Origin of the sequence: Arthrobacter sp. StoSoilB22, assembly GCF_019977315.1 — a bacterium.
GTDB lineage: Bacteria > Actinomycetota > Actinomycetes > Actinomycetales > Micrococcaceae > Arthrobacter.
In genome coordinates this window covers 1,627,402-1,641,085 of the sequence record NZ_AP024652.1, presented here as the reverse complement: position 1 = coordinate 1,641,085, position 13,684 = coordinate 1,627,402, and the positions used below count along the sequence as shown (strand labels likewise).

At 62.4% G+C, this 13,684-nt stretch carries 14 protein-coding genes; 1 reads left to right on the top strand and 13 read right to left on the bottom strand.

Annotation, left to right across the window (positions count from 1 at the left end):
• Positions 1-41 precede the first annotated feature (41 nt).
• From LDN70_RS07785 to LDN70_RS07755, 7 genes are all read right to left on the bottom strand, one after another.
• Entirely contained in the window at positions 42-554 is a 513-nt protein-coding gene (locus LDN70_RS07785) for a CinA family protein (RefSeq protein ID WP_223942238.1), read from the bottom strand.
• A complete protein-coding gene (gene pgsA / locus LDN70_RS07780) occupies positions 551-1,153 on the bottom strand; it encodes a CDP-diacylglycerol--glycerol-3-phosphate 3-phosphatidyltransferase (RefSeq protein WP_142939634.1) in 603 nt (200 codons plus the stop codon). Before pgsA ends, LDN70_RS07785 begins: the two co-directional genes overlap by 4 nt.
• A gap of 24 nt (positions 1,154-1,177) precedes the next feature.
• The gene (locus LDN70_RS07775; RefSeq protein ID WP_223942237.1) at positions 1,178-4,045 is read right to left on the bottom strand and encodes a DNA translocase FtsK; all 2,868 of its coding nucleotides are present in this window, start codon (positions 4,043-4,045) and stop codon (positions 1,178-1,180) included.
• A 74-nt stretch (positions 4,046-4,119) separates the two neighbouring features.
• Positions 4,120-5,811: a ribonuclease J gene (locus LDN70_RS07770; RefSeq protein ID WP_142939636.1), complete on the bottom strand. Its 1,692-nt coding sequence runs from the start codon at positions 5,809-5,811 to the stop codon at positions 4,120-4,122.
• 6 nt (positions 5,812-5,817) lie between these two features.
• Positions 5,818-6,750, bottom strand: a complete 933-nt coding sequence (gene dapA, locus LDN70_RS07765; protein ID WP_223942236.1) for a 4-hydroxy-tetrahydrodipicolinate synthase — start codon at positions 6,748-6,750, stop codon at positions 5,818-5,820.
• 202 nt (positions 6,751-6,952) lie between these two features.
• Positions 6,953-7,288, bottom strand: coding sequence for a hypothetical protein (locus LDN70_RS07760; protein ID WP_166842814.1), 336 nt, complete (start codon positions 7,286-7,288; stop codon positions 6,953-6,955).
• A 112-nt stretch (positions 7,289-7,400) separates the two neighbouring features.
• Positions 7,401-8,384, bottom strand: a complete 984-nt coding sequence (locus LDN70_RS07755) for a GDSL-type esterase/lipase family protein (protein WP_223942235.1) — start codon at positions 8,382-8,384, stop codon at positions 7,401-7,403.
• A 50-nt stretch (positions 8,385-8,434) separates the two neighbouring features.
• On the opposite strand from LDN70_RS07755, the gene LDN70_RS07750 reads away from it, so the two are divergent.
• Positions 8,435-9,670, top strand: coding sequence for a heparan-alpha-glucosaminide N-acetyltransferase domain-containing protein (locus LDN70_RS07750; RefSeq protein WP_223942234.1), 1,236 nt, complete (start codon positions 8,435-8,437; stop codon positions 9,668-9,670).
• On the opposite strand, the gene LDN70_RS07745 is transcribed toward LDN70_RS07750, so the two are convergent.
• From LDN70_RS07745 to LDN70_RS07720, 6 genes are read right to left on the bottom strand one after another with little or no spacing between them, the layout of a single operon-like run.
• Entirely contained in the window at positions 9,646-10,134 is a 489-nt protein-coding gene (locus LDN70_RS07745; protein ID WP_014921283.1) for a hypothetical protein, read from the bottom strand. The genes LDN70_RS07750 and LDN70_RS07745 overlap by 25 nt on opposite strands.
• Before the next feature lie 4 nt (positions 10,135-10,138).
• The gene (gene dapB, locus LDN70_RS07740; RefSeq protein WP_223942233.1) at positions 10,139-10,897 is read right to left on the bottom strand and encodes a 4-hydroxy-tetrahydrodipicolinate reductase; all 759 of its coding nucleotides are present in this window, start codon (positions 10,895-10,897) and stop codon (positions 10,139-10,141) included.
• 51 nt (positions 10,898-10,948) lie between these two features.
• Positions 10,949-11,404: a molybdenum cofactor biosynthesis protein MoaE gene (locus tag LDN70_RS07735; protein WP_223942232.1), complete on the bottom strand. Its 456-nt coding sequence runs from the start codon at positions 11,402-11,404 to the stop codon at positions 10,949-10,951.
• Positions 11,394-11,891 (bottom strand): MogA/MoaB family molybdenum cofactor biosynthesis protein, encoded by a 498-nt coding sequence (locus LDN70_RS07730; protein WP_223942231.1) that lies wholly within the window; start codon positions 11,889-11,891, stop codon positions 11,394-11,396. Before LDN70_RS07730 ends, LDN70_RS07735 begins: the two co-directional genes overlap by 11 nt.
• The gene (moaC, locus tag LDN70_RS07725; RefSeq protein WP_223942230.1) at positions 11,888-12,418 is read right to left on the bottom strand and encodes a cyclic pyranopterin monophosphate synthase MoaC; all 531 of its coding nucleotides are present in this window, start codon (positions 12,416-12,418) and stop codon (positions 11,888-11,890) included. The genes LDN70_RS07730 and moaC overlap by 4 nt, the downstream gene beginning before the upstream one ends.
• Positions 12,406-13,632: a molybdopterin molybdotransferase MoeA gene (locus LDN70_RS07720; RefSeq protein ID WP_223942229.1), complete on the bottom strand. Its 1,227-nt coding sequence runs from the start codon at positions 13,630-13,632 to the stop codon at positions 12,406-12,408. The genes moaC and LDN70_RS07720 overlap by 13 nt, the downstream gene beginning before the upstream one ends.
• Positions 13,633-13,684: the final 52 nt, after the last annotated feature.

Genomic DNA, 13,684 nt, shown 5'->3' with positions numbered 1-13,684 from the left:
ATGACACAACTATTGGCAATCAGTTTTTGTTCCCGACTACTTTACGAACGGTAACCAACGTCACTCAGCGCAGCAAGCAGACGCGCCAACGCGGCCTCACAGGCCTGTTCCCTGATGGAATGCCTGTCCCCCGAAAAACTATATTCAAACGACTCGGTACCGGATTCTCCGGCAATGCCGATGAACACGGTGCCTACTGCTTTACCATCGTGCGGATCAGGTCCCGCCACACCCGTGGTGGAAATTCCGAGGTCGGCCCCGCAGACCCGCCGGACGCCGTCGGCCATTGCTTCGGCCACTTGCCCGTCAACGGAGCCCACCGCTACAAGCAGTTCCTGCGAAACACCCAGGACACCGGCCTTCACCGAGTTTTGGTAGGCAACCACCCCGCCTTGCAGCATCCCGGACGCGCCCGGAGTATTGGCCAGCGTGGCGGCAACCATTCCGGCTGTCAGAGACTCAGCCGTAGCCACGGTAAGTTTGTTCCCGATTGCTATGGCAACGGCAGCCGTGGAGGCCTGGGCGGCTGCGGATACGCCTTCAGGGGGCATCATGCGCGCCGTCCGGCTGCCCGCAGCTTCAGTGCCTGGACCACATATTCCGCTCCGGTCCACAGCGTGATGGCGAGAGCCACCATCATGACCCAGAAGGCGACGTCACCCAGCCACGGTGCGATCGCCTTCAGCGGAAGGATGTAGAGGAAGATGGCCACGGTTTGAACGACTGTTTTCAGCTTGCCGCCCCGGGAAGCCGGCATCACGCCGTATCGGATAACAACGAAGCGAAGGGCTGTAATTCCCCACTCCCGCACAAGGATGAGGATGGTCACCCACCACGGCAAGTCCCCCAGGATGGACAGGAGTACCAGCGCCGAACCGATCAGCAGCTTGTCGGCAATGGGGTCGGCGATCTTGCCGAAATTAGTGATCAGGCCACGCGCCCGGGCGATGTCGCCGTCGAGCTTGTCCGTATAGATGGCAACAGCGAAGGTCACAACGGCCGCCCACCGCCAGATTCCGTACTCGCCGTCGTCGGCCAGAAGAAACCATACGAAGAACGGAACCAGGGCGATGCGGAGCATGGTGAGGATGTTGGGCAGGTTCCAGACATCGGAGCTGCTGGAAGTCGCGTTATCACCCTCGGCTTTAGTCACCCCACAAGGCTACCCTCTTGAGGGCTATCTTCCAGTGAGCGACCAGGCGTCCTCGCCGCCCTCCTCGTCATCGTTCGGGACATCCGCGCCGTCGTAATATTCGATGGCCTGCGTCCGGTTGTCCAGGTCCGCTTGAACAAGGTCTTCGGCATAACCGCCGACGGCGATGTTCGAGTTCGCGTTATCGCTCAGTGCCGCTGTGTGGGCGTCCGGCGCAGCGGGTGACTCCTGACCCTTCATCGCGGCAAGAACGGCAGCGAGGTCGTCAGGCTTTACCAGGACGTCGCGCGCCTTGGAGCCCTCGGAAGGGCCCACCACCCCGCGGGATTCCAGGAGGTCCATGAGGCGGCCGGCCTTGGCAAAGCCCACACGAAGCTTCCGCTGGAGCATGGACGTTGAACCGAACTGCGTGGTCACCACAAGTTCCGTTGCCTGAAGCAGGACCTCGAGATCATCTCCAATGTCGTCGTCGATCTGCTTCTTCGGTGCCTCGGCGGCGACGTCATCGCGGTAGACAGCCTGCAGCTGCCCCTTGACGTGTTCCACCACTTTATGAATCTCTGATTCCGTCACCCAGGCACCCTGGACACGCATTGCCTTGGATGCACCCATCGGCAGGAACAGCGCGTCACCTTGGCCAATGAGCTTCTCGGCGCCAGGCTGGTCCAGGACCACGCGGGAGTCCGTGACGGACGACGTCGCGAAGGCCATTCGGGACGGCACATTGGCTTTGATCAAGCCGGTCACGACATCGACGGAGGGTCGCTGGGTTGCGAGCACCAAGTGGATGCCGGCCGCACGGGCCAGTTGGGTGATGCGGACAATCGAGTCTTCGACGTCGCGTGGGGCCACCATCATGAGGTCGGCGAGCTCGTCCACGATCACCAGCAGATAGGGGTAAGGCTTAATGATGCGCTTGGAGTCCACAGGAGGGACTACTTTGCCTGCCCTGACCGCCTTGTTGAAGTCGTCAATGTGCTTATAACCGTAGTTGGCGAGGTCGTCGTAGCGGGCGTCCATCTCGCGAACAACCCACTGCAGTGCCTCGGCAGCTTTTTTGGGATTGGTGATGATGGGCGTGATCAGGTGCGGGACGCCTTCGTAGGCCGTGAGTTCCACGCGCTTGGGATCCACCATGACCATGCGGACCTCATCCGGCGTTGCACGCATCAGGATGGAAGTGATCATGGAGTTGACGAAACTGGATTTACCGGCGCCCGTGGCACCGGCCACCAACAGGTGGGGCATCTTGGCGAGGTTGGCCACGACGTAGCCGCCCTCGACGTCCTTGCCCACACCCATCACCATGGGGTGGTCCGTGCGGCGGGCGTTCTGGCTGCGCAGGACGTCGCCCAGGGACACCGTTTCGCGGTCCGTGTTGGGGATCTCGATGCCGATGGCTGACTTGCCGGGGATAGGGCTCAAAATTCGTACGTCGCTGGACGCCACGGCATAGGAAATGTTCTTTGACAAAGCGGTGACGCGCTCCACCTTGGTACCAGGTGACAGCTCGATCTCATAGCGGGTCACCGTGGGACCACGGCTGAAGCCGGTCACCGCAGCCTCCACGTTGAACTGCGTGAGGGTATCCGTCAGGGCGGCGACGACGGCGTCGTTGGCTTCCGTGCGTTCCTTCGGGATGGAGCCCGGTGTCAGGTAGTCCGAGGCCGGCAAGGTGTAGGTGACGTCGCCGGCCAAGGACAGTTGCTCGGTGCGTTGTGGGATGGGCGTCTGCGGAAGCGGTGCTCCTGCAGGCTTGGCCGGCACCTGCGCAACCGGAGACGCGGGTACAGGCATCTCCGGAGTAAGGATCGGAATGGCTTCGGTGGGGTTCTCTATTCCAGGGTTGGCCCCCAAGCCTTGGGCAGCCTTGATCTTCCCGACGGCGATCTCCGCCTGTGTTGGACGACGCACGCCCGGCGGAACCCGCGGCGCAGACGTCTCCGGATCTTCGTCGTCGTCCACTATGGCGTGCTCGAACGCCTCGTCCCCGACGTAGCCTTCCAAGCTGGTGTCAGCTTCCTCGTCCTTGCCGAAGAAGCGCATGCGCTTCTTCTTTTTGGGCTTGGTGACGGTCTCATTTTCATAGAGGTAGCTGCGGTCATGGGCGTCCTTACCGGAGCGGTCCATGAGGTCGACGCCCATGAGGTGCTCGTAGGCGCCCCGGATGCGGGATGGGATGGCACCAAACGGCGTGGCTGTGACGATCAACAGGGAGACAAACGCCAGCAATCCGAAGAGAACAATCGGTACAGCCACATGGATTGCAGCCAAAGGAGCCGCTGCGAGGAAACCCAGCATTCCGCCGGCTTTGCGCAAGCCGTCGAAACCGTCTGCAACAGTGGGCAAGCCGCCAATGACATGGGCCAAACCGGAGCCTGCCAGCGTCATGATCATGAAGCCGATGCCCACACGGTTATTGCCGCGTCCGTCCTGGGGCTTGCGGAAGAGGCGGAAAGCACAGACGAACAACATCAAGGGCAGAAGGAGGGACATCCATCCAAAGGTGCCGTTGACGACGCTGTAGACCATGTCCGGAAGCCAGCCGGTCAGACCCCACCACGCAAAGGTGGCGATGGTGATGCCCAACACCAAATTGAAAAGTGCCGCGCCGTCCCTGCGGTCTGCGGGGTCGAGATCGCTGACGTCATAGCCGATTCGCCGAACCCCGGCGCCGACAACGTGGCCGATCCCCTGCCAGAAACCTGACAGCATGCGCAGGGGCAGCGGCGCTTGGGGCTCGACGGCGGCCGCTTGCTTGGTGCGGGCAGTGCTGCCACGCCCGCTTTTGGCGCCGGCTGCGCTGGTTTTGGATGCGGCAGTGCTCCGGCCTGTGCCGCCGGGTTTGCTGCTGGAGCTGCCTCGTGGCGTGGAGGTAGTACGGGTCGCCATAAGTGCCACGCTACCCCAAGGGGGCCTGAAATCCGCGGATTTCAGGCCCCCTTGGCATTCATGTTGCTGGCTGGCTACGCTTCCAGGATTACCGGGATAATCATGGGGCGGCGGCGAAGCTTCCGGTTGACCCACGTACCGATGATCCTGCGGACCACCTGCTGCAACTGATGGTTGGTGTGATCTGCGTGGTTAAGCACAGCTTCTTCGAGCGCGGCGTTGATCTTGGGAATGATCTCGTCGAACACTGAGTCATCCTCGGCAACCCCACGGGCGTGAATCTCAGGGCCGGACACGATCTTGCCAGTAGTGCGGCTGATGACCGTGATGATGGAAATGAAGCCCTCGTCCCCCAGGACTCGTCGGTCCTTGAGATCGGCGTCGGTGATTTCGCCCACGCTGGAGCCGTCCACGTAGACGAACCCGACCTCTACTTGGCCGACGATGTTCGCCATGTGGTCCTTGAGGTCAATCACCGTGCCGTTGTCGCTCAGGATGATGCTGTCCGAAGGAACTCCGGACTCGGCAGCAATATTGCCGTTGGCAATCAAATGGCGTGTTTCACCGTGGACGGGCATCGCATTGAGGGGCTCAAGGATGTTGTAGCAGTAGAGCAGTTCCCCAGCGGCAGCGTGCCCGGATACGTGAACCTTGGCTGTGCCCTTGTGGATCACATCGGCGCCGAGTTTCAGGAGGCCGTTGATGATACGGAATACGGCGTTCTCATTGCCCGGGATGAGGCTGGAGGCAAGGATGACGGTATCGCCCTTGCCAACAATCACACGGTGGTCACCGTTGGCCATGCGGGAAAGCGCTGCCATCGGCTCACCCTGCGAGCCTGTGGACATGAGGACCACGCGGTCATCCGGCATGGTGTCGATGTTCTTGATGTCCACCAGGATGCCTTGCGGGACGTCGAGGTACCCGAGTTTGGCGGCGATAGCCATGTTGCGGACCATTGAACGGCCAACGAAGGCCACCTTGCGGCCATGTTTGGCGGCCGCATCCAGAACTTGCTGGACACGGTGAACGTGGGACGAGAACGAAGCCACGATGATGCGCTTCTTGGCCTGGCCGAACAGCCGGTCCAGCGTGGGGCCGATTTCCTTCTCGGCAGTGGTGAAGCCCGGCACGTCCGCGTTGGTGGAGTCTGCCATAAAGAGGTCCACACCCTCTTCACCAAGGCGCGCGAAGTGCCGAAGATCGGTGATACGGCCATCCAGCGGCAATTGATCCATCTTGAAATCGCCCGTGTGAAGCACAGTGCCGCCCTCGGTGCGGATGAAGACTGCCAAAGCGTCCGGAATGGAGTGGTTGACTGCAACGAACTCGCACTCGAACGGGCCGAACTGTTCCACCTGCCCTTCAGTGACGGTCAGCGTGTACGGCTTGATCCGGTGTTCCTGAAGCTTGGCTTCCACCAACGCAAGAGTCAGCTGGGATCCGATGAGCGGGATATCGGCTTTGAGGCGCAGGAGGTAGGGAACGGCGCCAATATGGTCCTCGTGGCCGTGAGTCAGCACAACGCCCACCACGTCCTGCAGCCGGTCTTCGATGTACGAGAAGTCAGGCAGGATCAAGTCGACGCCCGGCTGGGTCTCCTCGGGGAAGAGCACACCGCAATCAACGATCAGCAGTTTGCCATCGATTTCGAAGACCGCCATATTGCGGCCAATCTCTCCCAGTCCACCGAGCGGGACAATCCGCAGCGTGCCTTTGGGCAGTTTGGGCGGAGTAACCAGTCCGGGAAGGGCGGTTTGGGTCATGTTTTGCTACTTTCCGGCGGAACCGTCCTGGACGTCGAAGTCCATTCCGGCTTCCGCCAAATCCCCGCGGATGATGTCGATCTCGGCCACGTCCGGCTCCACGAGGGGCAAACGGACAACCGAGTTGGGCAGGACTCCCTGCCACTTGAGAATCTGTTTGGCGGCTACTGCGCCTTGGACCCGCGTCATGGTTGCACGTATGACGGGTTCCAGTTCAAAATTGATGGCCCTGGCCTTGGCGAGGTCGTTGGCGTTGACGGCGTCGATCAGCTCGCGGAAGCGGCGCGTGGCTACATGCGTGGTAACGCCCACCAGGCCGACGGCTCCTAGGGCCATCCACTGCAGCGTCAATCCGTCATCACCGGAGTAGAAGAGCAGCTCCGTCTCAGCCATGACGCGTGTCGCGGCGGCGAAGTCGGCCTTGGCGTCCTTGACGGCCACAATGTTCTGGTGCTTCGCCAGCGCGATCATGGTCTCCGGAGCGATCGCAATGGAGGAACGCCCCGGAATGTCGTAGAGCATAACGGGCAGGTCAGTGGCAGAGGCAATCGTCTCAAAGTGTGCGCGAACGCCCGCCTGGCTGGGCTTGTTGTAGTACGGGGTGACGATCAGGAGACCATCAACGCCCAGTTCAGCCGCGCGCTGCGAGAGGTGCACCGAGTGGGCGGTGTCGTTAGTGCCGGTGCCGGCAATGATGGCAGCCTTGCCGCCAACGGCCTCTTTGACCGCCCGGAACATGCCGAGATTCTCGTCGTCTGTCAGGGTTGAGGTTTCTCCAGTGGTGCCAGTGACCACGAGTCCATCGCAACCATCCTGAACAAGCTTTTCCGCCAGTGCCGCGGCTTGGTCATAATCCACCTTGCCGTCCTCAGTGAACGGGGTGACCATGGCGGTCAGCAGGGTACCAAGGGCGGGAACGTTAGCGCGCAAGTCAGACATATGAAAAACGTTACCCTGTGACGGGCTTGTTGGAAGAATGGATCCCGCCTAATGGTCCCCATTAACCGCGATGGTCCTCAATAACCGCGGCTACCTGTAGTGCGCGGCTACCTGTAGTGATCGAGGCGCGGGGGCTCCAAACGCGGCAAGATAGCTTCCGTGCAGGTGCGACTCCCGCGCCGCCGGGAGTGGCACCTTCCAGTCATGCTGGCTTAGGCGCCCGCGTTGGCTCTTCTGCGCAATACCGAGCAACGGCCCGCTCCTTAAGTTGCTCCGCCCAAGCCACCAGGCGCTGCGAGGCGCGAACGTACTCGAAGAGTTCCAGGGGCGTCAGTGAAGCCAAATCCGTCTCGGACAGGCGTCGGGCGAGCTCGGCCCCCGGTTGCTGCTCAGCCAGGACAGTACCTTCACGCCGCCACTGGGTGTCTTCCGGAGGCTCGCCGGCCACGAGCTGCCTGAACAGGAAATCGACGACCCCGGGGCTCATCGCTTTCATGGGTCCTTGAATACCTTCTGGCGGCTTGGGAGCATCGTTCATGCAGCCATATTATTCGAACATATATTCGAACACAAGAGCTTCGTTTTACAGTTGTGACCACAGACCCCAACGGTGACGTGCGTTTGATGAGCACTCACTCCAGCAAAGCGGCTCAGCCGGTGGCTACTGCGGCCAGGCGCGGCCCCAGCCGCTCAGCCATCAGCCGGTAGCCCTCGTTGTTGGGATGCAACGTATCGGGCATCAAAGCAACGGCTTCCTCCATCGCGAAGACGCTGGCACCGTCGAGCAGGTGAACGTTTGCATCCCCGCGTTCTCGGACCGTCCGGACGACGTCGGCTACTGCTTTCCTGTAGTCAGCCAGCGTCCAGCCTGCAGAGTTGGGCACATTTTCCCGGGGAACCGACAACACAGGAGAAATGACCGCAATGGGCACGCCAGGGTGTGCCCGACGAACATTGCTGACAAACCCCAGGACCTGGCTTGCGAACGTCCTTCCCGAGAAGGCGGCGACGTTGTAACTGTTGATGCCCAGGCACAGGGAAATGATATCTGCCGGAAGTTGCGAGATCGTGCTCTCGACCGCGGGGTCCAGCTGACATTCGCCCCCGAAGCCCAAGGACTGCAATCGCCAGCCGAGTTCCCTGGCCACCAACGCCGGCCACGCCTCGGAGGGACCATTTGCCGTCCGGCATTGGGTGATGGAACTTCCGTAGGCGATCCACCTCCTACCCGTTTCCGCGGCAACCTTCACGTCCTGACCTTTCAGGGAAACCTCCAGCACCCTCAGGAAACCATAGTGCGGCAGCCACACCTGAACTCTGGAGTGAGGCGGCATATTATCAAGGTCAAGGTCATGACTGACACGTCCAGCCCCAGGGACCCGATGCCGGAGAACTCCATTTACCAGGACGTCGAAGGGAGATCCGTCCTCCGGACCTTCGGCTTCAATCACCACATGCCCCGACGTTGCCGTCCACGTCGCGTGGATTCCGGCGCACATCCTGGCACGCTCCTCCAGCCCATTCGTGGCTGGGGGCATGAACAGCGCCGAATCAAGGCGTCTGAACTGCTGCCATCCATCGGAGTCGTGAACGACCTCGAAAGCTCCGGCCCACTGGGCGTTCACAGATTCCATGGCATGGAACTCTACCGCCAGCGCGCGGTTGATTATGAGACGATCGCTGAATGACTTCGCAAGAGACGGCGCCTCCGCGAAATGCCCCCGGCAAACGCACGGTCTCCTCTCGGCTCTCGGGAATCGATGCCGCAAGAGGCGCGGCTTTGCTGGGAATGATGGCCACGCACTTGATGCCCACGTTCGGACCGTCCCCGCAGTGGGAACCGACCTTTGTGGGATTGGTGTTCTCAGGCAGGTCGGCGGCGCTGTTCGCAGTCCTCGCCGGCATCGGGCTGGCGCTCAGTACGGGCAAACAGGAGCCCCGCAGCGGCACGGAATTGTGGGCTGCCCGGCGAGGAGTTGCCATGCGCGCCTTGGTGATTGCCGTCGTCGGCCTGATGTTGGGAGGCCTTGACGTCAACGTCGCAGTGATCCTGGTTCACTACGCCGTCCTTTTCCTGTGCATCCTGCCGTTTCTGGGCCTCCGACTCAAGGCACTTTGCTTCTGGGCCCTCGGCTGGGTCTTTTTCTCTCCGCTGCTTGCGTTTCTGGTCCGGCCGCTGCTGCTGGACGCCGCACCTCCCCTGACGTTGGGCCATAACCCCAATTGGGAGGATTTCGGGACTCCTGCACGCCTCCTCGCCGACCTCTTTTTCACCGGCTATTACCCTGTGTTCCAGTGGATCTCCTACTTGTTGATCGGACTGGTGATAGGCCGTTTGGCGCTGACCACCGCGAGGATCCAATTGCTGCTGGTGACGTGCGGGATCGCGGTGGCCGGCGTGGCGAAAGTCGTCGGGATCCTGGCCATGGAGGCATGGGGTGGCCGCACTGCCTTGTCAGCCCTCCCTGTCACCAGGGGCTATCCCTTGGAAAGCATGCTTCAGGTGAACGTTACCGGCTTGGAACAGACCGGCTCCTGGTGGTGGCTGGCAACGGCAGCCCCGCATGCCGGGACCACCTTGGACCTGCTGCACAGCGGCGGCGTTGCTGCGGCCGTAGTGGGGTTGTTCCTGCTGCTTGGCACGTTGGCGGAGCGGATCAGGATCAATTTCCTGATCCTGCTGAGCGGGCCGGGTGCCATGACCCTGAGCCTCTACTCTGCCCACGTCTGGGTGGTGTCCGCCTTCACCAACCAGCCTTTGCCTTCGGGGTGGACGGACGAAGGGATGTACTGGGCCCAAGCCCTCACTGCCGTTGCGATTGGCGTTTGTTTCGCGGTGCTGCAGCACCGCGGACCATTGGAATGGGTAGCCCACACCGCATCACGCCTTGGCAGTCACCGGCCTGCGGCAGTGGGCTGAGAGCGGAAGAGTTTCACGGCATCGCGCATGGACGCGCGGGCACGTTTGCGGTCCCCGGAGGCATCGTACGCGCAGCTCAATCGGAACCAGGACCGCCAGTCCTCGGGTGCGGCTTCTGCTTCGGCGCGGTACTTCTCAAACTCTGCGTCAGCGGCCGCTCGGACAATGCGCCCGCCCGGGGTGCGCGGAAGGTCATCAACGGGCAAACCGCCCTCGGCTTCCAGGACCTTGGCCATCTGCTCGGTGCGTGCACCGAAAAGCAGCTCGCGGATGAGTGCCCACGCGCCAACAACCGGCAGGACCAAGTAAGCGGCCCCGATTCCCTTGGCAACCAGATTGGGGTCACCGAGCAACAGGAAGGAGCGTTGCACCGAAACCACCAGGTATAGGACCAACAGTAAGGTGATGGCACCTACCCAGATTTTGGTGCGGTTCTTCTTCAGGGACGTCCAGAAATTACCCATGGCTTTAGAGACCCAAGTCCAGGTAGCCATCCAAGCCCACGGTAAGGCCGGGGTTGGCTGCAACTTTACGAAGCCCCAGAAGGACTCCGGGCATGAAGGAGGCTCGGTCGAAGGAGTCGTGGCGCAACGTCAGCTGCTCACCGGAACCACCGAAAAGCACTTCCTGGTGAGCAACCAAACCGCGCAGGCGCACGCTGTGGACTCGAACCCCGTCCACGTCGCAGCCTCTTGCACCGTCCAGTGATGTTTCCGTGGCGTCAGGGCTCGCCGCGACGCCGGCTTCCTGGCGCGCTTCAGCTATCAGCTGCGCCGTGCGCACTGCCGTTCCGGATGGGGCGTCCACCTTGTTGGGGTGGTGCAGTTCGATAATTTCCACGGACTCGAAGTATTGCGAGGCCTTGGCCGCGAAAGCGGTGGCGAGCACAGATCCCAGGGCGAAGTTCGGGGCGATCAGAACACCGGTGTCCGGCTTTTGCTCCAAGAGGCTCCGCAAGGAATCGAGCCGGTGGGCGTCCCAGCCGGTGGTACCCACAACTGCGTGGATGCCGTGCTCTACGGCGAACCGGACGTTGGCCTCCGTGGTGTCCGGAACGGTGAGGTCAACAACATACTGTGCACCGGCGTCGAGCAGTTTCTCCAAGGAATCGCCGCGGCCCAAAGCGGCCACCAGCTTCATGTCTCCGGCTGCCTCAACAGCCTTGACGGCTTCCATTCCCATACGCCCGTGGGCACCCAGCACTGCAACAGCAAGTTGTTCGGTCATGCCGTTAACCCTACCGCCGGGTCGGAGCCCGGGAGGAACCGTGACTCGGGCCTACTCCCCTGCCCCGACCCATTCCACAGTGCCATCAGTGAAGAACTGTTCCTTCCAAATGGGGACCTGCTCTTTGACCCGGTCCACAAGCTCGGCACACACAGCGAACGCCTGGCCGCGGTGGGCAGCAGCCACCGCACATACCAGCGCGGGGTCCCCGATCTCCAACATGCCGATCCTGTGGGCTGCCCAGATCCGAACCGGCTGTGCAGCTTCTCCGGAGTGCTCTGCCACCAGCTGCGCCACGACCTCTGACATCACCTGGTGGGCTGTGGGATGCGCGCTGTAGCTCAGCCGGTCCACAGCTTTGCCGCCGTCGTGGTTTCGGACGACGCCACTGAAGCTGACAACGGCTCCCGCGGTATCCGATTCGACCGCCTTGATGGCTTGGTCCACGGAAATCGGCTCGGCGCTGAGAACGGCGCTGACCACTTCAAAGTTTGTTTCAGTGCCCATGATTTCCTTCCAACTGTTCACAAAGGTGCCCGATCACAGGGTCCAGGACAGCCAAGCCGTCCATGACGCCTTTCGGGGATCCAGGCAGGTTGATGATAAACGTCTTCCCTGCTGTTCCGGCGTGGCCACGGCTGAGCATGGCCATGGGGGTTTTGGCAGCGCCGGCGCGGCGAATGCCTTCCATGATGCCCGGAATCTCGCGCTCAAGCAGCGGCAGCGTCATTTCCGGTGTGCGGTCATCCGGGCTAAGGCCCGTGCCGCCGCTGGTGATCACTACGGCTGGATCCTGGGTCAGGAGAGCCCTTAGGGCAGCGCCAACTGGCTCACCGTCCGGCACCACCATGGTAGGGAAAGCATCGAAACCGTGTTCGGTGAGCCAATCGAGGATGATCGGACCGGTCTCATCGGCGTACACGCCTGCAGCTGCTCGGGTTGAAGCGATCACGACGCCGGCCTTCCGGGGAACGTTCGGCTCGCATGCACTCACGCGCCGGCCTCCCTGGAGGTAGCCGCTCCGGAGATGTCCCAGTCTCCGCTTTTTCCGCCGCTCTTGGCCAAGACCCGTATATCGGTCAGCACTGCATGCTTGTCCACGGCCTTGATCATGTCGTAGACGCTCAAGGCCGCCACCGAGGCCGCCGTCAGGGCTTCCATTTCGACGCCGGTCACGCCTTTGGTCTTGACCGTTGCCAGGATGCCAATCGAGTCGGTGTCCAGCTCAAAGTCCACGGTGACCTTGGAGATCGGCAATGGATGGCACAACGGAATCAGATCGGGGGTCTTCTTTGCCGCCATGATCCCTGCGACGCGCGCCACGGCGAGGGCATCGCCCTTGGGCAGCTCGCCGGCACCCAGCAGGGCCAGCACCGCGGGCGTGCTGCGGACAGTGGCCGTGGCAGTCGCAACACGAGTAGTGACGGCTTTTTGGGAGACGTCCACCATCTGCGCGGTGCCGTCCTGCCTGAGGTGGGTCAGGCCACCGGAATTTTCGGGAGTGTGGTTCACAGCATCCATACTTCCACTTCGTCCCCTTCGGCGAGTTCCGTGACGTCGCCGGGGATCTGCACCAGGGCGTTTGCCCGGGCCAGGGCATGGACCAGGTGGGAACCTGCGCCACCTTCCATCCGGACCGTGCCATCGGTGCCCATGGTTCCGCGGCGAACCTGGTGTTTTCCTTCCGGGGAGGTCAGCGATTCGCTCAGGCGTGCCCTGACCACCGGCCTCGGGGCAGGGGTTCCCTGTACCTGCGAAAGGGCGGGCCGGAGAAACATTTCGAAGGAGACCAGGCAACTGACCGGGTTCCCCGGAAAGCCCAGGAAGGGCACGCCCTCAAAGGTGCCCAATCCTTGCGGTCCGCCTGGCTGCATGGCGACCGGCTGGAATTCCACCGGCTGGTTCGCCATGGCTTGCCGGACTACCTCGTAGGCGCCCTTGCTCACTCCCCCGGTGGTGACGATGACATCTACCCGGTCCTCCGCCGGCCCGGTATGACGACGAAGGACCGCCAGCAGTTTGGAGGGATCGTCTTCGGAAATCCCGGTGCGGACCACGTCCAGGCCGGCCTGTCGCATGGACGCTTCGAGCAGTGTCCCGTTGGAATCGAAGATCTTGCCTGCTGTGAGTTCGGACCCCGGCTCCACTACCTCATCTCCGGTGGTGACCAGGAGGACACGGCAGGGTTGGCGGACCTGAACGGTTGTCAGGCCCAAGGCGGCCAGCAAGCCCAATTGTGCGGGCCCCATCCGCGTACTGGCGGCCAACGCCAGCGCACCCTTGCCGATGTCGCTGCCGCTGTCCCGGACGTAGGTGCCGGAGGCGACTGAAGGCAGGACCACGGTAGCCTCGCCCGCTGCAGGGTCCGGGAAAGTGTTCGGCGTGGCCTTTTCAATGGGCACGACGGCGTCGGCCCCCTCGGGGATCACGGCTCCGGTCATGATGGGGGCGGCAAAGCCGGGCTTGAGAGCTGCCGGCGCGGCACCTGCCGGAACCGGCTCCGCTACCCGGAGCTCCGCACCGCCGTCGGGGATATCTGCTGAGCGGACGGCGAATCCGTCCATTTGGGAGTTGGCGAACGGGGGCAGTGACAGTGGCGCGTGGACGTCGACGGCGAGCGCCCTACCCAGTGCCTCCAGTAATGGCATGCGGAGGTGCCCTTTGTCGGCTAGGACACCGGTCAGCAGTTCCACCACTGCCTGGCGGTGGGCTGCAACAGATCTGGGCACGGACATCCTCCTGTGTGGACACGCTGGCTTCCGGCGAAACCTCCGGACGTACCCAGAC